Here is a 19,168-nt window from a genome sequence, read left to right as displayed (position 1 = left end):
CTAGCCTTCCAGCAACTGGTAGCCACGGCCGCGTACCGCTTGGATCCAGGGCTGCCCATCCGGCCGCGCCCCGAGCTTCTGCCGGATGCTGCTGATATGGACGTCGATCCGGCGATCAAACGCGGTCAACGGCTTGCCGAAGGCGCGAAGCGAAATGTCCTGTTTGGAAACGAGCTGTCCGGCGGAGCGGGCGAGCACCTCCAGCAGGCTGAATTCGGTACCGGTCAGTTCCAACTGTGCGGCACGCCACTCGGCCCTCCGCTTGGAGGGATAGAGGACCAGTTCGCCTGTCCTGATCTCGTCTGTCGCACCGTCGCGTTCGGTTCGGCCGGACCGGCGTAGGATGGCGCGAATGCGCGCGGCGAGTTCGCCGGGGGAGCATGGCTTGGACACATAATCGTCTGCGCCGAGGTTCAGACCGGCAATACGGTCAATATCGTCTCCGCGGGCCGTCAGCATCAGAACCGGCACCTCGCTCACCTGACGGATCTTGCGCAGGACCTCGATGCCGTTCATCCGTGGCATCATGATATCGAGCACGATCAGATCGGTCGAGGACGACATGGCTTCCGCCACGCCGACGCGACCATCTGCCGTCGTTTCGACAACGAAGCCCTCCTCGGACAGATATTCACCAAGCAGGTTGGTGAGCTCGGTATCGTCATCGATCAGAAGTACCTTGGCCATGCCCTGCTTCCGCCCCTTCAATGACTTCAGCTTTACGACCTCCGGACCAGGAAGACAGCGGTTTTACCCAACTTAACACGGTCTTGACCGACATTAACACCGCGATCCCTATAGTGCGGCCTCCAGTTAAGGGCGGCCCTCCATCGATGCGCAGCATTTTTTCTCCCTTGTTTCCGGTACCGGTCGTCGCGGCCATGCTCACTGGCTGCACGAGCCTTGCCACCCTCAATCCGGTCGTGTCGCCCGTTGCGTCGTCCTGGCATGCGACGGTGCCGCATGGCGGCCGCTCGAGGGATCTCATTGCCTGGTGGGCAAGCTTCAAGGATCCCTCGCTGGAAGCATTGTTGCGCCTGGCCGAGCGCGAAAATCCAACGGTTCAGGAAGCGGTCGCCAATATCGACAAGGCGCGGGCAACGCTGGACAGCACCAAGGCCGGGCTTTTCCTATCGCTCGACGGCTCTGCCTCGGCAGACCGGGAGGGCAATAGGGGCGACGGCAGCAACAGACTGGCGGCAGGGACGACAAAGAGCGGGGGGCTTGATGCCGCCTGGGAGCTAGACCTGTTTGGCAAGACCAAACAGCAGGTCCGGGCCGCCCAATCTCGGGCCGATGGCGAGGTCTGGTCCTGGCACGATGCCCGGATCTCAGTTGCTGCCGAAGTGGCCGACGATTACGTCCAGTATCGCGCCTGTCGCGAGCTGGAGCGTCTCTATAGGGAAGAGCTTGCGTCGCAGACGGCAACCATTCGCGCCACCGAAAGGTCGGCCCAATCCGGATTAACGTCGACAGCCGACTTGGCGCTGACACGGGCAAGCGCTGCTTCTTCTTCTTCAAGTCTAACGGCCCAGCGCGGTGAATGCGAAATTCTGGTCAAATCGCTCACACAGCTGACCGGCGGCGACGAAACGGCGGTCCGCCGCCTGCTCGACCAGGGCAAACGAGGCATTCCTAAACCATCCGCCGCGTGTATCACGTCCGTGCCCGCCGAGGTCCTGCGTCAGAGACCCGATGTCAACGCGCTGGAAGCCGAGGTCGCCGCGACGATCTCCGACGTCGGGGCGGCCAAGGCCGACCTGTATCCCAGCCTTAGCCTCAGCGGCTCGATTTCGATCAGTCAGTCGACGGTAACCGGCCGCTCGGTGCCATGGTCTTTCGGTCCAGCGCTATCGGTGCCGCTACTGGATGGCGGCTCACGACGGGCAGCGGTACGCAGCGCCGTCGCGGATTATGATATCGCGGTCGCAAGTTACAAGTCCGGCGTGCTTGGCGCCGTGACCGAAGTTGAAACGGCTATGGTCCGTGTCGATACAGCGCTGCGGCGGATCTCCGATGCGCGCAACGCTGCCGAAAACTACCAGCGCTACTTCCGCGCCGTCGACCAGAACTGGGCGTCTGGCGGCGTCAGCATTCTCGACCGCGAAGAAGCCCGTCGATCGGCGCAGTCGGCGGCCATCACCCTCATCGAAATCAGGCGCGACGCTGTCCAGTACTGGATCGCCCTCTACAAGGCGCTCGGAGGCGGCTGGTCCGCCCCGGTTGTGAGCCTTGCCTCTGCACAGGGAACAAAATAATGCGCAAACACACCCGCTTTCTTGCGAAAATGGCGCTCGCCTTCGTCACCAGTCTCGCCTTTGTCCACGTCACCTCGGCCCAGGAAGCCAATCAGGCGACGGCCGGCGCGGCTGCACTCACCGTCAGCCTGACGAAGCCGGAGATGCTGCAGTGGCCGGTGCTCATTCCCGCAAGCGGTCGGCTTGCCGCCTGGCATGAGGCAGTTATCTCGGCCGAGACGGGTGGTCTGCGCATCATAGACATCAAGGCGGATGTGGGGACGGCGGTCAAGAAGGGTGACCTGCTGGTCCAGTTCGACGCGGACACCGCGCAGGCGGAACTCGAACAGCAGCAGGCAAGCGTCGAGCAGGCCAAGGCCGATCTCGACCAGGCAGTCGCGAACGGCGACCGCGCCCGCGGGCTGACCGGCTCCGGTGCGATCTCAAACCAGCAGACGACGGAGTATCTGATCACGGAGCGCAAGTCGAAAGCGGCGCTTGCATCGTCGAAGGCTGCGTTGGCATCCGCGCAGCTGACCCTTGATCGCACAAAGGTCTACGCGATCGACGATGGGGTGATTTCCGAACGGTCCGCCTCGCTTGGCAAGGTGGTGAATGCCGGCGACGAACTGTTCAAGCTGATCCGCCAGAACCGGGTCGAGTGGCAGGCAGAGCTGCCGGTCAAGCGGCTGGCCGATGTCAAGGAAGGCACCAAAGCCCTCATCCCGACGCCACTCGGCGACGTCAGCGGCGAGGTGAGGCTGGTATCCCCGACGACATCCACCGCAAACGGTCGGGTAACTGTGTATGTGGCGCTGCAGCCGGCCGAAGGATTGCCCCAACCCAAGACCGGCATTCTCGTCAGCGGCAATTTCGAATTTGGCGCGACCGACGCCCTGACGGTTCCTGCAACGGCCGTCACCCTGCGCGACGGATTTTCCTACGTGTTCATTCTCAACGCAACCGATCAGCCGACGGTGTCACGCAAGCGTGTCGAAACCGGCCGGCGGCAAGGCGACCGGGTCGAGGTCATTGCCGGAATTCAGAAGACCGACGAAGTCGTGACCTCCGGCGGCGCGTTCCTCGCGGACGGTTCTGTGGTGCGGGTGGTCGATGCCACTGCTGTGGCCGGGACGGAGGCGAAGAAGTGAACTTTTCCTCCTGGTCCATCCGCTATCCCGTTCCACCAATCCTGCTGTTCGTTCTGATGACAGGCTGCGGCCTGTGGGCGTTCAACCGTCTCGACATCCAGAACTTTCCCGACATGGATCTTCCGACGATCCAGATCAGTGCGTCTCTCGATGGCGCGGCGGCCTCGCAGCTTGAAACTGAGGTCGCCCGCAAGATCGAGGACGAACTGACGGGACTGACGCGGCTCGATTCCGTGACCACGACGATTACCGATGGCTCCGCCAGCATCTCCGGCGCTTGAGCTGCCGGTGTCCTGTGTTGCGGAGAATGGGGACTCGCATTGATTCCGAGCGCCGCTGAAGGACCGATAGGAATTGTCACGTGGTCTGTAGGAGCGGTATCGATTGGCGCACCACTGCAAATGCTCAGCGGCCAGCTCCGGTTGCGGATCTATAGAGGCGAAGCCTTGCGAGCGTCCGGTATCGTCGGGCCTGCGTACTGAAACATTTCCTTCGACCATCAGAGGCGTGGTTGGGCCAGCGCCTAGTTCTGCTGTCTGCAGCGACGGTGAGCGCGCTGGGATACGCTCAAGTGATTGAGCGGCCGTATTAACCCTGGCTGGTTCGTTGGTCCAAAGCTGCGAGACATCAGCGCTGGTGGCTAGACGGTTTGGCTCGTGATGGCTGGTGAACATAGCCGCCGATATCAACCCACCCATGAAGGTGCTGATTGCGAGGACAGATCCTCCGAGTATGACCAAAACCGCTTTCATCAAAATGTTACCCCGTGGGTTCGGCAACAGAATGCGAAAGATATCATGATGTTCCGCCCGACCGAGCCGGCGGGACTTAAGTCCGAGCAAAGTTCATTATGGGGCAACGAGCAAAAACCGTCATGAGCGGGCGCCCAAGCTTGATGTGTTAACGTTCAACCGACTGGTCACTGTTAACGCAGCATCCCCGGCCATCTCGGCGGCGATATAGCCTGAGAAAGCCTGCCGAGGTCCTAATTCGGCGTGACCGCCTTTTCCTCTTTTCCATCAGGTTCTTGTTGTTGGATTACAGAACGGTTCAGGCACCTCGCACAGTAAAACGACATAAGCCGACCACAGAGCGCGCCTCAGCCGAGTGTCTCTTCGAGTGCCCGCTCAATTGATCCATCCAGTTCCTCGGCTCCCGTTGAGTCCGGCGAGATAGGTGCATTGGTACTGCCAGCGTAAAGCGCCTTGACTGAATTACGGCTTACCATCCGATCGATCACAGTTGGAAAGGGAGCGATTCGAGTATCTTGTGGTCACGGGCGTGCCGTGAAAATAGGAGGCGCCCTAGTGGCTGCCAGGTGGACCGGTTCAGCATCGGACAGAAGTCTGAGAATACTAGAAGCTCTTGCGGGTTTCGCAACTGCGCGGCTACTCTACTACTTCGGTGGAACACTCGGGGGCCGCAATGGTATTTTCGTCACACGACACATTGGAGCCAGGGGATATTGCTCTCCTAAGAAGAGTGCTGGAAGAGGTCTGTGATGATAAATCCATTCCACTGGACCATCCAGACGCGCAGGAAATCGCTCGTGATCTCGTGAATTGGTTCTTGTTCGGCATAAAAGATCCACTGGAATTGAGAAAAATGCTCGATCCGCTGCCCATTTAAGTACTCAACCTGTTGAACGACTCTTCCGACAGCGGCGATGAGCAACACGCCAGCGCTTCGCAGATCCGCTATGGGCTATGAGCAGATGTTCCTGAAAGCTATTCATCTCCCACGAGAGGCCCGTCTGGGACCAAAGCCCTAGGCTGGAACGAGCCCAACTCGATGGCGTTCTCCGCAACAGTCTGAAACGAGAGATGAATGATGGACCATGATCTGTGGGACCGTCCGATCGAGGTTGCCATCGAGTCCGGCGATCACTTTAAGAGCATCCGCAATAGCAGAGAAGCGGTTGCATATTTAATGACCTGTTGGCCGAAGAGAGGCGGTGAATCCTTCACCATTGCCAAGCGGGTCTGCATGGATGCCGTCGAGGGCCGCAGTAATGCGTCCGCCGCCGAAGTCGCGTTCCGGCTCGCGGCTCGGGACGCCGGTATTCTCCGTTAAGACATACCTTAGGCAATTAACCTCTTCTTGAGACGGGAGCGGGCCACGCTCCGTATTCCCTCTCGCATGATCGTAGGCGAGGAAGACCGGAACATCAAAAGGGCAATAAGTTCATTAGGCATACCAACGCGCGGGCAGCACCAGATGAGTGCCGGCCTACCGCTTTGACGAGTGAGAAGATTGCTTTAGTCGGGGGTTGGGTTTCAAAAGGATACCTCTTGGCGAGCACGTTTAAGCGGTGCCGCCGACGTCAAGCGCGCCTCGATATCCCGGACGAACGCAGCAAGTGCATCGTGTTCCCGCCCGCTAGGCCTCAAGGGCGATAAGTTCTCTATGAAGGGGATCTGCCATCCGTCCCATTGCCATTTCGAGTAACGTCTGCTCTCTGAGCGGGATCAGAAGCCTTGAATGGCCATCATGGGGTCGGAAGCGGTCATTGAGGCCGGCCCGCGTTCATGGTAGCTATTTCATCCTCGACCCCAAAACCCTACAGTCAAGAGCTGGCCTCAACTCAGTCGTCCAGCTCGGCTAAGATTCTGGCTCACAATAAATTCGTCACCGCGGGAATTTCTAGAAACAGGACCGTTGGTTCATATCCGTTCAAGGCGAATTACGCGGCATTGACGCTTTATCGGGCGAAGAGAGGGTCAGAGCATTGAACCGGACAGACAACGTGCTGGCGATCTTCAATCCATGACTAACGCACGCAGTCTCCTGGCCAACTTTCATCGACGACGGCCACGCTCCTTTGCTTCATCATCGAAGCCAGGTGGTTTTGTTTTCACCCAACCGACGAACTTCTGAATCGAGGGGTCATCGAGAATAGCGGAGATCGTGGAGAACTTCTTCGCCAGCTGAGCGTCTGTGAAGGCTGCATGTAGGTGGCTATGACATATTCGGTGTAAAGGCACCTTGATCTTGCCACCCTTACTCCTGGGAACGAGATGGTGGTCCTCGATCTGGTCGTCGGGTATCGCTCTCTCGCAGAGCGGGCAGATTACGGGCTCCGCCTCGACGTCCCGCGAAGGAAAATCATCTCTGTTCTTACGTGCCATCTACTTAATATCTTTCTATCGGCTGCCAGACCGCGTCCGCGCCCGTTGGATAGCCAACCACGACATGCCGACAACCGAGCCAAATTCAACAAAGCACTGGCGTCGGCAGCAGAGCAGCGGCGGGGCGCCCGCACGGGCAAATGGATCGTTCATTCGTATCGGGGGGCGTGTTTTATCGGAAAATCCAGAGCCAATTCATAGGCCGTGCTGCGTCCACCGGCCTCGCCTTTTCGCAAAATATCTTTCGCCAACAGGTCCGCAATGTCGCGAGACGCCGTGTCCTGCGATGCGTTCGTTAGCTTTGCCCACTTCGTCGATGTGAGTTTGCCTTCGAAGTCGCCCTCTAGCAATCGATTGAGGACCTTGGCTTGCCGCGGATTGAGATCGCTTGCTGCATGCGCCTGCCAGAAGTTATTCTTGACCATGACGTTGTCGAGGGTTTGCAGCGTGTCGCCAACAGCATTGCCCAATCGATCCAGGAACCACTCGATCCAGCTCGTGATGTCGAGAGCTTCTTTGCTCGTGATCGACTGCAGCGCTTCATAATAGCTCGTACGCGATCTCTCTATCGCCGCGGACATGGAGTAAAGTCTCTGGGCGCCTCCATCCCCGCGTGCAAGCGCCATATCGGCAATTGCGCGGGTTATACGGCCATTGCCGTCGCCGAAAGGATGGATGGCGACGAACCAAAGGTGGGCAGTTGCCGCTTTCACGAGAGGGTCGAGGTCATGCGATCCGTTGAACCATCCGAGGAAGGCTGACATCTCAGCGTCCAAGCAATCGGCAGGTGGAGCTACGTAATGCACTTTCTCGTGTCCGAATGCGCCGGAGACGATCTCCATGTGGCCACCTGTATCGTCACGCCAATCGCCGACGCGAAGCTTCTGGCCCCATTCGTTGCGGCCGGTCGGAAACAAGGCCGCATGCCATTGGAACAGTCGCTCTGCCGTCAGTGGTTCCGCGCAGTTGATCGTGGCATCGAGCGTGATATGGACGATGCCCTCAACCGAGCGGTTGGGCGTCACGTATCCATCGATATTGATGCCGAGCCGTCTTGCCAGGGATGATCGCACCTGTTGTTCATTCAGCCGCTCTCCTTCAATCGCCGACGACTTGACGACGTCGTCCGTGAGCGTGCGCAGAACCGTCGCTTCCCGCGTGTGAAAACCGAGGCTTTCGACGCGGCCGATTAGGCGTCCCTGATCGAGGCGCACGGCTGCGATCCTGGATGAAAGGTGGTCGAGTTTCCATTCGAATCTCGGCCAATGGGGAGACTGCCAGATATAGGACATGCCTAGACGATAAGCCTTGGATGCGGAGAATAGCAAGCGTATTCTCCGCAGATATGCGGATATTGTTTCGTGTAATCTCCGCAGGTTGTGACTGGGTACTCTTTTAGGATAGCGCTCCGTCAATCGACATTGTATTTATTATTAACGAAACGCTTCGATCATCGCCGCTGTGACATCCTGAGGATAGCAGATCGGGGCGTAGCCCCGTGCAGTGCGGCTGCCGCATCTGCGCCCACCGCGATCAGTGCTCTACCTGCTTGCACCATCACGGCGAAGATATGTTCCCTATCAGGCTTCAACACGAATAAGGTCGGATTTCTTATAGCCAAGTCGCTCACGCTTTGGACTATCGCTAATTTAAATCCGTTGAAGGCGGATTATGGCGATGCCGCCTCGGATTGAGAACCGGTAACGCCTAAAACCTTAGCTGCTTAAAGCGCCATAGATGATGGTACAATTCGCTGAGCATATGCGCAGTTTCTGCGGGGAAGCCTTTTGAACTAGAAAGGGGCGCAGTGCACCTTCAGGCATCTCTCTTCGGCTTTGCGAACGAATACGTAAAATCGCTCCCAATCGAGGGATGCAGTGAACGCGTATTTGCCAGTACCGAAAATCGCTCGAATAGACGCTTAGATTGCGGAGGCAGCTGACATGCGTTACGCAGACGCGCGATCCGAATCCTATAGTGTGTGCCAAAAGCCTTGTTGTAGTGACGCAAAAGCGGACCAAACGTTGTGGAAGCATGGAAACATTATTTCATCATAGGTCGACCAAGACGCTCGAACTTATTGCGAAGGTGAAACGCAGACCGCGTTTCCTCTACAAGTACTGCACCTTTGCGGACTACCGATCTGCAGCGATCGTAGAGAATAGAATTTGGGTAAGTTTACCCTCGAAGCTAAACGATCCTTTTGATGTCCAACCGGAGATCCGCCCCCTCAAGCGGAGGGAGATAGACACAAAAATACTGCACGCGATTGCGGAGATGGACGCTTCGCAGTTTGTGCAGACCGCAGATGGATATGACTTTGTCGATGGAAAGGTGAAAGATTTCCCGAAGGAAATACTGCTTCAGATCCTCAACAATTCGAGTTTCATCAGAGATGCCTTCTATATGATGGGCGTTCATTCCTTTTCGTCGGTCGGAAACAGTAACCTCCTTTGGTCCTACTACGCGGGAGGACATTCAGGACTCCTGATCGGCTATGCTGTGCCTCCAGGGGGGCGAGTTCATCAATGAGGACATGATAATCAGGCCTGTGATCTACAGCCGCCGTTCCAGACCGGTTCTCGCGCGTGACTTTTTTCTGCGTCAGGACAAGAGATGGCACAACGCAATCTGGTTTTCAAAAGGCCGCGAGTGGTCACATGAGAAAGAGTGGCGTATTACCAGCCACAAAGGCGAGAGGCTTTTGAGTTCGCCATTCAAAATTGACTACATCGTCTTCGGATATAGGTCGTCCGCAGCCGGTAGGATCGCATTGTATGATAGATGCGCGGGACGCGATCTCCGGTTTTACCAAGCGGTACGGGTCCCCGGCCGCAACTCCTTGGCTTATATTCCGCTCAGCGACCGGAACGCCGTCCTTCAATTCTCGCCGGAGAACCTGGAACGCGCGATCGCAAAGATGTTTGGTCACCGTTCCGATTTTATCGCAGAGTTTGGTCCCGATGACCGAGGACATCCTGATGATCTATTGTCGCGAAATTCGGAGATTTGCTCGATATGTTAGTGGGCATTTTGCAGCGCTGCAAATTTAGAAGATTTGCGCCAACGCGGTCGATGATCGCGGCTTGCTGAATACTGCGATTGCGGAACAGACGCCGATGAGCTCTTTCGGCACCCGGCTCATGATCGTGCGGACCCAGGCACAACGCCATATCTTAGGACAAACTCTCCCGGATCTTTTTACATCGCCGGGAAATCGACGCCGGTCGTGACATCGGCTGTGGCGTCGAAATTTACTCGAAGGGCATCAAGTCGATCACGCGCAATCTTCAGTGCCGACGACCCGAGAAGGAGACGAAGAGGGGGGCTCTCGGACTGAACTGCATTGATGATCGCTGCCGCAGCTTTTGCCGGGTCGCCGGGCTGTGAGCCCGAGACGGAACGCGTAGCCAATCGACGTTTCCCCGCCGTCTCTGCATAGTCTTCAATGACAACCGGCGATTCAACCATGGAGCGGCCGGCCCAATCTGTCCGGAAGGCACCGGGCTCGACAATGAGAACCTTGATCCCCAGCGGCTGAACTTCGTGCGAGAGTGATTCCGATAAAGCTTCGACGGCGAATTTGGTCGCATGGTAATAACCAGTTGCCGCAAAAGCGACCAAACCGCCCAGGGAGGACAGATTGACGATCGCTCCCTTTCGACGGCTGCGCATACCAGGCAGCACGGCCTTGGTGACATCGAGCAGTCCAAAGACATTTGTTTCGAACTGCGCACGCACATTCGCGTCCTCGCCTTCCTCGATGGCGGCCAAGTATCCGTAGCCAGCGGCGTTGACCAGAACATCGATCTTACCGAATCCGCTTTCGATTTCTGAAACCGCAGCTCTGACACTCGCAGGATCGGTCACATCGAGTGTTGTCGCAACGCAGCGATCGGGATATTTTTGCACCAGGTCAGCCAGAGCTTCGGGACGCCGGGCTGTCGCCGCGACGTTGTAGCCAGACTTGAGCGCTGCTTCGGCGAGTGCTCGTCCTAATCCTGATGAGGCGCCGGTGATCAGCCAGACAGATACATCGTCAGTCATTGTGTTTCCCTTTTCAAATGAGCAAGACCGCGCGGCCTTGCATGAAAGATGGGACCCACACACCATGACGCTTAGATCAGGACTTCCAGAGTGTTGCACAATCCTACCAATTCCATCGCGACGTGCTGCAGTTCGTTTCCAATTCCTTTAACGTGAGTCTCCATGGAAACGACGAAACGGCGGTTGATAGATCATTTGCGGGCGCATTGCCGGGGGTCAAAGCAGGCAACGGCGGTACCTGGATTGACCTTGTTCCGCAGTGATCATCCCACGGAACCGGTACGAAGTCTCTACAACCCCCGGATCTGCATTGTTCTGCAAGGGCGCAAGCAAATTTCTCTGGATCGTACGCGGTTAGATGTGGGCCCCGATGACTACCTGGTCGCGGTCATCGACCTGCCAGTCTCGGCCAACATCACCGAGGCAACGCCGTTGGAGCCACACTTTGCGCTGACCCTTGATCTCGACGCGGAGCTCATCGTGGATCTAATGTTCGAACAAGAGTGCCGCGGCGGGATCAGCGAAACGGCCGGTGCCAAAACGGCATCACAAAGCGAAGACATCCTCGAGCCTTTCGAGAGGCTTGTTCGGCTTCTGGATCGGCCAGCGGATATAAGGGTAATCGCACCCCTCATCAAACGCGAGATCCATTACCGGCTTCTCGTCGGCAGCCTTTCAGCCCTCGTCAGGCAATCCGGGACAACTGGTACCCAGATATCCAGAATTGCCGAAGCAACAGCCTGGATCAAGGCACATTTCAACAAGGCTTTGAGCGTTGCCGACCTTGCCCAAATGACCGGAATGAGTATCACGTCGTTTCATCGTGCTTTCAAATCGGCAACAGGATCGAGCCCATTACAGTTCCGAACCCGACTGCGACTACACGAGGCGCGTCGCAGATTGCATCTCGGTGGTTCGAAGGCAGGCACGATCGCCTTCGAAGTCGGGTATGATAATCAGTCGCAGTTCAATCGCGAGTACCGCAGGATGTTTGGGGTATCACCCCTCAGCGACGTAACACCAAACCGTGATGAGGGACAGTGAACCAACCAGGCCAACTGGCACGCGGCTTCCGTCCTTGGATGCTGAAGCGGCCAGCAGTTCAGTCCGATCCCCTCCGCAAAACAGCTTCGAGCCATTGCTTGTAGTCAGTCTGTCGGCACCGTAGGCAGAAGATCTACGGAACGGTTTTGCCGGGGCAGTCGGTCCCGCCTTCCGCGTTGCGGCGCTATGCTAAGCCTCCTGCGGCTGCCCATCCTCCGGCCCAACCGTGTCGAGAATTCCCGCTTTCCCGTCCCGTTGGGCCGGCGCGATGCTGAAAACTCCGATGCTCTTCATTCTCTCGCTCAATGGCTCGCCCGCCGCGGCCGCTCGTGGAAATATGTGGCCGTGTCTGAGCGTGTCACATCACAAAAATGTCCGTTGTGCGGGTTCGCCGACCTGGGGCTGTTCACGGTCTCCACGCCGCGTCAGCTCGGTTTGTGCGCTAAACCGGATGTCGACATCCCGATCATGAATGAATTCTTGCAGCGTCGTATCACTGAGGCGATCCCAACCCTTGCCGCGATCCGGACCAGATGGCACGCGGGGCAGAAGGCCAGGCTCACTGCTCCACGCCAAAAGGGTCTCAAGCGATCGTTCGTTGAGGAGATCGCGCAGATGATGGGCTGTGACATAAGCGTCAGGCATTGCGCGGTGAGCGGGCAATCCAGTCTCATGATCCAGACCTTCGGGCATCCGCTGGTATCGAAGCATCTGGTTGGAGAAGCGCGGAAGTTCCGGCCATGCAAGCAGCGCACATTTCCAGGTGCAAATCCATGGCGTGCCTCCGGTGAAACGCGGGGTGCAGTACCGCTGCTCGAAGGATGCTCGGTGGGCCGCCAACGCATCGATCCGCCCTGCCGGGCGAAGGATGCCGGCGGCAACCTGTTTCCAGTAGGGTGCGTCAGCCACATTTGCGTCAAGGATATGATGCACCGCCATTGTGTCCGGCGAGATCGGTCGCCCCGGATTGACGAACAACGCGCCGCGCTCATCCGTGATCTGCCATCTGCCGTCCTCATCGGTGACGACGTCCTGCCATCCGATCTCGCAGACGTCGTTCGGTCCATTACCGCCGGTCTCCAGATCGATGACGCGAACCCTTGCGTTGGAAAATTCAGCGATGCTGACCTGCCTTTCAAACTCCGGAACTGCTCAGAAATCGAGATCGAGCTGCGGTGATCTATCGGCCACGGCGATTTGGTTGTTGGTGAGCGAGGAAAGAGTGACTCCAAGCAATCGAACCGATCGCTTGAAAGGGAAAACAGTGGTCAACAGACCACACGCGACTTCGAGAAGCTCGTGCATCCCTGCAAACGGCAACGCGACCGACCGGCTTCGCGTCGCCTGGGTGAAATCGGAATATTTGATCTTCACGGTCACGGTCTTGCCTCCGATACGGTTCGCATCGCAGTAGCGCCAGACCTTTTCTGCAAGTGGCGCTAACTCGGCCTTGGCCAGATCGAGGTTGTCGATGTCTTGAACGAACGTGTCCTCGGCACCTACGGATTTCCGGATCCGGTCCGGGCGAACCTGACGTTGATCGACCCCGTGAGCAATGCCGTAAAAATAAGGCCCCGACTTGCCGAAATGCTCGGTAAGGAAGGCAAGCGACTTCGACTTGAGATCGGCGCCGGTTTCGATCCCGTATTTCCTCATACGCTCGGTTGTCGCCGGACCTACCCCATGAAATTTCTTGACGGCCAAGGACTCCACAAAGCCCGGTCCGTTCTTCGGGGTAATCACCGCCTGGCCGTTGGGCTTGTTGAGATCGCTCGCCATCTTGGCGAGGAACTTGTTGTAGGAAATCCCGGCAGACGCATTCAATCCGGTCGCCTGCTTGATCTTTGCGCGGATCTCCAGCGCAATCTCGGTGGCAATTTCCATGCCTTTCAGGTTTTCAGTCACGTCGAGATAGGCCTCGTCAAGCGACAGTGGCTCGATCAACGAGGTGTATTCTGCAAAAATCTCGCAGATCTGTTGGGAGACGGCTTTGTAGACGTCAAAGCGTGGGGGCACGAAAATCAGGTCCGGGCATTTGCGCTTGGCAGTGATCGACGGCATTGCCGAATGGACGCCGAAGCCCCTCGCCTCATAACTGGCTGCAGCCACCACGCCACGAGCAGCCGACCCACCGACTGCAAGCGGTTTCCCACGCAAATCGGGGTTATCCCGCTGTTCGACCGACGCGTAAAAAGCATCCATGTCGACGTGGATAATTTTTCGGACGGTGGGCTGCATCATCGCACTCATGGGTCAATCACTGCCGGTTATGGAAACAAAAAGGGAACATAACAGTCTTCGCAGAATAAGCCAACATTCGTGCTGTTTGAACATAAGGACCGCGAAACCACCGGAGTGTTTGGGGCGTTTGTTAAACTGAGGCTAAAAACAGGAGACAGGGACATGGCAGACGACAGCACTACCACGATCCGGGCGACTTTCGAGACGCGAGCGGCCGCCGACCTTGCCGTCGAACACCTGGTTCAGCAGCACGGCATCTCCAGACCGGACATTTTCATCCAGTCCGCCACGGACGCAAATACCGCCGGTTCAAAGCCGTCGGGCGGCGACGCTTCCCATGAGGGCGGCGATCGCGATGACGCTGCACTTGAAGGGGAGATCGAGGTCTCGGCCGACATATCAGACAGCCAGATCGCCGCTGTCCAACGCAGTTTGGGTGAGGCTGGCGCGATCCGCGTCTCCGGCCGATGAGCATTCTCGCAGGCGGCGCCATGCCGGCTGCGTACTCGTATGCGTAGAGGATCGATGAGTGGCCGACAATCTTTCGACCTACCGCGCCAAGCGCGACTTCAAAAAGATGGGCGAGCCGAGCGGCGAGGTCAAGGCCTCGAACCGCTGGCGGTTCGTGATCCAGAAGCATGATGCCACGCGCCTGCATTACGACTTGCGGCTGGAGCTTGATGGTGTGTTTAAATCCTGGGCAGTGACCAAAGGCCCTTCGCTCGATCCTCACGACAAGCGACTTGCCGTCGAGGTCGAAGATCACCCTCTCGATTATGGCGACTTCGAAGGCACGATCCCGGAAGGCCAATATGGCGGTGGCACAGTGATGCTGTGGGATCGTGGCTACTGGGAGCCGGAGGGAAACAAGACGCCCGAGGAGGCGCTCGCCAAGGGAGATTTCAAGTTCACCTTGAAGGGCAACCGGCTGCATGGGAGCTTCGTTCTCGTGCGCATGCGGTATGACCGCGATGGCGGCAAACGCACCAACTGGCTTCTGATCAAACATCGCGATGAGGCGGCCGTCGAAGAGAATGGCGCAGCGGTCCTTGATGACAATGACACCTCGGTCGCATCGGGCCGGACTATGGAAGCCATCGCTGCCGGCAAGGGAAAGAAACCGAAGCCGTTCATGCTTGAGGGCGGGGTGGTTGAAGCCGGCGCTATCTGGGACAGCAATCACGGTCTTGCGGCTGAAGAGCGCGAAGCCGGTACAAAGACCGTAGTGAAAGCTCAAGCGACGAAGAAAAAGCCGGCCGTTGCGCAACGCGCCAAATCCGAGATGCGCACCGGACTTCGCAGCACTTCAGGCCGCACTGTCGGAGGGCAAAACATATGATCTCGTCTATTTCGGGTTCGATTTGCTGTTCGTTAGAGACGAAGATCTGCGGGAAATAACTCTGACAGAGCGCAAGGACCGTCTGGCAGCGCTGTTATCGAATTCGGGCGAAGACCCGCGTCTGCGCTTCGTCGAACATTTCGAGACCGGTGGTGACGCTGTCTTGAAATCCGCCTGCCGCCTGCCGCTTGAGGGCATTGTTTCCAAGCAAGCTGACGCACCCTATCGGTCGGGCCGAACCGACACCTGGCAAACTCAAAATGCCTTGCCGGCCATGAAGTGGTATCGGTGCCTATGCCAAGACCAATGGCAACTTAATAGGCCTCGTTTCAAGTTGTCGTAACGGCTACGACAATCCTTCGACCAAGCATATCGGAGGGCGCGTCGGCGCAGACATGGCTGGTGGCGGATAAGTCACAACTTCTGCCTCTTTATCGTCACATTTCGTTTTTTAGGGCTCGTGGAGGTTGTCGCTAGGATAGCTGGTGATATTTCATTGGTTTAATGATCTTCTTCAGATGGATACGTGATGCGAAAGCTGACACCCTTCGTCTTCGTGGCAATTTTAAGTGCCTGTGCTAGACCATCGGACGGGCCAACTGCGGGTGGCTTTTACAGTGCGACTGATCCAAATACGGGCAAAAAGATTCCGGTCGTGAGGCTTGCCGATGCTCCGATGTATCCGCCAGGTGTGACTCCGTTGATTTACACGGCGAGCGATCCCGGACTGAGTTTGATGCGCTCGGGCGGTTTTGCCGACACCCGGCTTCGCCGGGGCGATGTTGTCGAGGTTACCATTCTCGATACGGGCGAAGAGGGTCTGTTTTCGTCTACCCAGAGCAAGACTCTCAATCTTGGCCGCTTTACTGTCGACTCGTCTGGCTCGGTTACGCTGCCTTTCGTCGGGCGGCAGCGCGTCCTGGAATCGTCACCGGAAGCCCTCCAGGCGCGCATCGTCAGCGGCCTCAAGGGTTCGGCCGTCAACCCGCAGGCGATTGTGACTGTTGTCGACAAACCGACAAGCGGCTTCACAGTCAATGGTGATGTACGTTCGGCCGGCCGTTTTCCGCTTACTGCTCGCAAGGAGCGCGTCCTGGATGCGATCGCGCTAGCCGGCGGTGCCTCTTCCACGCCCAGCGCGTCGACCGTTACGCTAATCCGCGGCAAACAGCGTGCCAGTGCACCGCTTAGCCGCATCCTCGATGACGCCAGCCAGAACGTTTACCTCCTGCCGGACGATCAGCTTTATCTCGGCAAGGATGCGACCACTTTCACCGCCTTCGGCGCGTTCAAGAGCGTCGGTGAATTCGAGTTCGAACCTGGCAAGCTTACCCTGGCGCAGGCGCTGGGTCGGGCAGGTGGGCTGCTGGACGATCGCGCCGACGCCAGCAACTTCTATGTCGTGCGCAATCAGCCGGTCTATTCGTCGGCGACCTCAGCCAAGTATCCGGGCGCACCTTCGACGACCTCCAGGCCGGCAATCTACCGCGTCGATTTGAAGGATGTATCCAACCTGTCGCTGATGCAGCAGTTCCGGGTGATGGACGGCGATATCCTTTATGCGAGCAATTCGGGACTGGTGGATTTCGCGAAGTTCTTCAACATATACCAGAAAAGCGCCGCGACGGCGGCCGCGCCCCTACCGGGTGCAGGAACTCAGTAAGCGCCGATCGGATCGGATTTGCCAAGGTTGGCTAGCATCATCAGGGCGGCCTTCGCGTGCTGCGGCCGGTCTGCCGGCATCTTGCGGGAAAGCTGGATCGAGATTGCCTTCAGGGCCTCTATCTTATCGCTGGGGTCGCTACAATGGCGCAGAAGCAGCGATAGAAGAAGGCCGGCCGAGTAAAGATCGGATCGCCCGTCCAGCGGCTGCCCGGCTTTCTGTTCCGGCGACGCAAAATTCGGTTGGCCAGCAAAGGAGAGATCCAGTTCGCCATGCCGATGTCCGGTTCCGAGCGCGATCCCGAAATCCGCTATCTTAATCTGCGAAAGATTCTTGCCTGCCATCAGAAGATTGACCGGCGACAGGTCGCAGTGCACGAAGCCCACGGCGTGGATCGCGTCGAGCCCCGACAGTATCGCCGTTATGACGGCGATGACGTCCGCAGCGGATAGCTGTCTCGTGTGCAAGGCGGTCGATAACCGGTGTTCCAGCCATTCCATCACCAAGGCTGGCCGCCCGTCCTCCAGCCTTATCACCGTTTGCGTGCTGGCGACGTTGCCATGCCGCACCGTCAGGCCGATCGCCGCTTCTCGCAGCAGCAGGTCACGGGCGCCCGCGTCCCCTGCGCAATCCGGGCGGATCATCTTGATCGCATGGAAAGTGCCAAGATCGCGGTGGCGGGCGCGATGCACCTCGGTCGTCGGTCCCTGATGGACTAACGCGTCGAGGGCAAAGCTGTTGGCGATGAACTGCCCGTCTGTGTCAGCCAGCCGGGCCTGACCGCGGTCGAGCGCGTCACGCACCCGGTCCACCAGCATCCTGCGGGTTTCCGGTGAATGAGGGCCGTCTGTGCCGTGATTCAGTACGTGCCACAGCTTGGAAAAACGCCGGGCGGTTTCTTCCAGTGCAATTTGGAGAGTGTCAGGCCTCATTCGATGTCACATCGATCACGAGCACGCTGATGTTATCGCGGCAATTTGCGATCAGCCCTTCCTGAATGAGGACGTTGGAAACCTCATCGAGGGTCGAAGACAGGAGGATTTCAGCCATGCTGCGTTCCCGCAGCACCCGAGGCAGCGGCGCACTGCATAAAAATATGCGATCGCCGGGCTCCAACTCACCGGAAAGGACTTCCGGAACCAGCTGTCCTTTCGTACCGATACTGCGAGACAGCTTGCGCTTCAGGCCAATCTCGATGTGGTCACGCGTCAGGCACCGCATCATTCCGTGGCGGATCAGGTAGCAACGGGCATCTCCAGCCCAGAGCAGCGCGAAACGGTCCTGAACCACGCAGAGCACGACGATGCTGGCGGATGAAGGCTCGCGTTCAAACGAAAGGTGTGCCGACTGCAGCAGGCCGTGGGCGCGACCAAGCTTACCTTTCACCTCCTGTACTAGCGCTTCTATCGTGTCCTGCACAGCGCTTTTGCTCAGCGTGTGAATGGCAAGCCTGCTCGCTTCGACCGCACCGTTGCCGTCCCCCACTCCGTCGGCCACGGCAAACAAAACTGGGTTCTGCGCAATCAGCACAGCATCGGCCGTGACGGTAAGCCGCGTGCCCGGATGAATGGCGTAGCGATGCTCAAGCGTCAAACGTGCCGACGCGCCGACCGGTGCGGCGGGTGCGACCGGGCGGGATTGCGATTGCGATTGCACAGGCCTTGGTTCCGGCACAGGCCCGGCCGATCCGTTATGTACAAGTTTGGCAAAATGTTCTGGAAGAGGTGCGCCCACGCTGCGAAACTCGCGGACCTGCCTGTCTTGCGGATCGATCCTCCACCAGAGGCTGCCGGATACGGAGGACGAGTTCGGGCCGAAATCGTCTTCGGCGAGATCGGCCGGCCGCAAGCCCCGCAACTTACTCAGACGCGACGTGAAATTGTCGATGTCGAAATCCTTGCGCAGGCAGGTCTCGGCAATCGCTTCCGCTGCTGTGAACCATGTCTCGTCCTGACGGATCCGGCGTGGATGGCCGGCAAAGTCATGCAACTGCGCCGCCAGCACCAGCGGAAAGCTGCGACCGACGCGGTCGAGGCTCGGAACAATGATGCCGGCGATAGTCGCCGGCCCCCAAAGAGCCCGCCCGACGACGAAACGCCAGGAGGGCATAGCCCGGAACTGCCGTTCCCAGTCACTGCCACCATCCCGCTGAACGGCCTGCAGACCGGCCTGAAGCCAGGCATCAAGGAAGGTCTGCAGACTACGCCCCATGCCGATCGAGACGAAATCTCCGTGGGTACGTAACTTCCCAAAGAATCCGAGCCGGTCCGTGTCGGTGGGGTTCTGCTCCAGGGCAGCGCGCTCGGCCATGGCCTGCC

Annotated in this window: 16 protein-coding genes and 3 pseudogenes; 10 read left to right on the top strand and 9 right to left on the bottom strand. The window is 58.2% G+C overall.

The annotated features are described in order from the left end of the window. Entirely contained in the window at positions 1-687 is a 687-nt protein-coding gene (locus EPK99_RS04325; RefSeq protein ID WP_128441410.1) for a response regulator, read from the bottom strand. Between the two features lie 146 nt (positions 688-833). On the opposite strand from EPK99_RS04325, the gene EPK99_RS04320 reads away from it, so the two are divergent. The 3 genes and pseudogenes from EPK99_RS04320 to EPK99_RS04310 form a co-directional block, all read left to right on the top strand. After that, the gene (locus EPK99_RS04320; protein ID WP_128441407.1) at positions 834-2,258 is read left to right on the top strand and encodes an efflux transporter outer membrane subunit; all 1,425 of its coding nucleotides are present in this window, start codon (positions 834-836) and stop codon (positions 2,256-2,258) included. Positions 2,259-2,287: 29 nt separating this feature from the next. Continuing rightward, positions 2,288-3,388 carry an efflux RND transporter periplasmic adaptor subunit gene (locus tag EPK99_RS04315; RefSeq protein ID WP_128442160.1) on the top strand — a complete coding sequence of 367 codons (1,101 nt, stop codon included), beginning with the start codon at positions 2,288-2,290 and terminating at the stop codon, positions 3,386-3,388. Next, positions 3,385-3,666, top strand: a pseudogene (locus EPK99_RS04310) (efflux RND transporter permease subunit); the annotation flags it as partial. The gene EPK99_RS04315 and the pseudogene EPK99_RS04310, both read left to right, overlap by 4 nt. 51 nt (positions 3,667-3,717) lie before the next feature. On the opposite strand, the pseudogene EPK99_RS26040 reads toward EPK99_RS04310, so the two are convergent. Then, positions 3,718-3,888 (bottom strand): annotated as a pseudogene (locus EPK99_RS26040) (BA14K family protein); the annotation flags it as partial. A gap of 925 nt (positions 3,889-4,813) precedes the next feature. On the opposite strand from EPK99_RS26040, the gene EPK99_RS04300 reads away from it, so the two are divergent. Both EPK99_RS04300 and EPK99_RS04295 read left to right on the top strand, forming a co-directional pair. Further along, a complete protein-coding gene (locus tag EPK99_RS04300) occupies positions 4,814-5,017 on the top strand; it encodes a hypothetical protein (RefSeq protein ID WP_128441404.1) in 204 nt (67 codons plus the stop codon). 198 nt (positions 5,018-5,215) lie between these two features. Further along, entirely contained in the window at positions 5,216-5,461 is a 246-nt protein-coding gene (locus EPK99_RS04295; protein WP_425374168.1) for a DUF982 domain-containing protein, read from the top strand. Between the two features lie 725 nt (positions 5,462-6,186). On the opposite strand, the gene EPK99_RS04290 is transcribed toward EPK99_RS04295, so the two are convergent. Continuing rightward, the gene (locus EPK99_RS04290) at positions 6,187-6,516 is read right to left on the bottom strand and encodes an HNH endonuclease (RefSeq protein WP_128441402.1); all 330 of its coding nucleotides are present in this window, start codon (positions 6,514-6,516) and stop codon (positions 6,187-6,189) included. Between the two features lie 149 nt (positions 6,517-6,665). Continuing rightward, complete coding sequence (locus EPK99_RS04285) at positions 6,666-7,844, bottom strand: Fic family protein (RefSeq protein ID WP_342633729.1); 1,179 nt, start codon at positions 7,842-7,844, stop codon at positions 6,666-6,668. 706 nt (positions 7,845-8,550) lie between these two features. Between EPK99_RS04285 and EPK99_RS04275 the strand changes: the two genes are divergently transcribed. Beyond that, positions 8,551-9,048 carry a hypothetical protein gene (locus EPK99_RS04275; RefSeq protein WP_128441400.1) on the top strand — a complete coding sequence of 166 codons (498 nt, stop codon included), beginning with the start codon at positions 8,551-8,553 and terminating at the stop codon, positions 9,046-9,048. Positions 9,049-9,717: 669 nt separating this feature from the next. Here the strand turns inward: EPK99_RS04275 and EPK99_RS04270 are convergent. Further along, positions 9,718-10,563: an oxidoreductase gene (locus EPK99_RS04270; RefSeq protein ID WP_128441398.1), complete on the bottom strand. Its 846-nt coding sequence runs from the start codon at positions 10,561-10,563 to the stop codon at positions 9,718-9,720. A 162-nt stretch (positions 10,564-10,725) separates the two neighbouring features. Here EPK99_RS04270 and EPK99_RS04265 point away from each other — a divergent pair, with 162 nt between their 5' ends. Next, on the top strand, positions 10,726-11,607 hold the full coding sequence (locus EPK99_RS04265; RefSeq protein WP_128441395.1) for an AraC family transcriptional regulator: 882 nt from the start codon (positions 10,726-10,728) through the stop codon (positions 11,605-11,607). A gap of 363 nt (positions 11,608-11,970) precedes the next feature. Here the strand turns inward: EPK99_RS04265 and EPK99_RS04260 are convergent, their stop codons facing one another. Beyond that, positions 11,971-12,651, bottom strand: a complete 681-nt coding sequence (locus EPK99_RS04260) for a DNA polymerase III subunit epsilon (protein ID WP_245455734.1) — start codon at positions 12,649-12,651, stop codon at positions 11,971-11,973. Positions 12,652-12,759: 108 nt separating this feature from the next. After that, positions 12,760-13,848, bottom strand: a complete 1,089-nt coding sequence (gene dinB, locus EPK99_RS04255) for a DNA polymerase IV (RefSeq protein ID WP_483466560.1) — start codon at positions 13,846-13,848, stop codon at positions 12,760-12,762. A 162-nt stretch (positions 13,849-14,010) separates the two neighbouring features. Here dinB and EPK99_RS04250 point away from each other — a divergent pair, with 162 nt between their 5' ends. The 3 genes and pseudogenes from EPK99_RS04250 (at position 14,011) to EPK99_RS04240 (ending at position 16,850) form a co-directional block, all read left to right on the top strand. Next, entirely contained in the window at positions 14,011-14,319 is a 309-nt protein-coding gene (locus EPK99_RS04250) for a hypothetical protein (RefSeq protein WP_128441391.1), read from the top strand. Positions 14,320-14,377: 58 nt separating this feature from the next. Further along, positions 14,378-15,534, top strand: a pseudogene (locus EPK99_RS04245) (DNA polymerase ligase N-terminal domain-containing protein); the annotation flags it as partial. 182 nt (positions 15,535-15,716) lie between these two features. Beyond that, positions 15,717-16,850 carry a polysaccharide biosynthesis/export family protein gene (locus EPK99_RS04240; protein WP_128441388.1) on the top strand — a complete coding sequence of 378 codons (1,134 nt, stop codon included), beginning with the start codon at positions 15,717-15,719 and terminating at the stop codon, positions 16,848-16,850. Here EPK99_RS04240 and EPK99_RS04235 read toward each other — a convergent pair. Together EPK99_RS04235 and tagF are read right to left on the bottom strand one after the other, a co-directional pair. Next, positions 16,844-17,782, bottom strand: coding sequence for a serine/threonine-protein kinase (locus EPK99_RS04235; protein WP_128441386.1), 939 nt, complete (start codon positions 17,780-17,782; stop codon positions 16,844-16,846). The two genes, EPK99_RS04240 and EPK99_RS04235, sit on opposite strands and share 7 nt — an antisense overlap. Next, positions 17,772-19,160 carry a type VI secretion system-associated protein TagF gene (tagF, locus tag EPK99_RS04230; protein ID WP_128441383.1) on the bottom strand — a complete coding sequence of 463 codons (1,389 nt, stop codon included), beginning with the start codon at positions 19,158-19,160 and terminating at the stop codon, positions 17,772-17,774. Before tagF ends, EPK99_RS04235 begins: the two co-directional genes overlap by 11 nt. Positions 19,161-19,168 lie beyond the last annotated feature (8 nt).

It is taken from the genome of Neorhizobium lilium (assembly GCF_004053875.1).
GTDB classification, from domain to species: Bacteria; Pseudomonadota; Alphaproteobacteria; order Rhizobiales; family Rhizobiaceae; genus Neorhizobium; species Neorhizobium lilii.
This window is presented reverse-complemented; position numbering and strand designations above follow the sequence as displayed.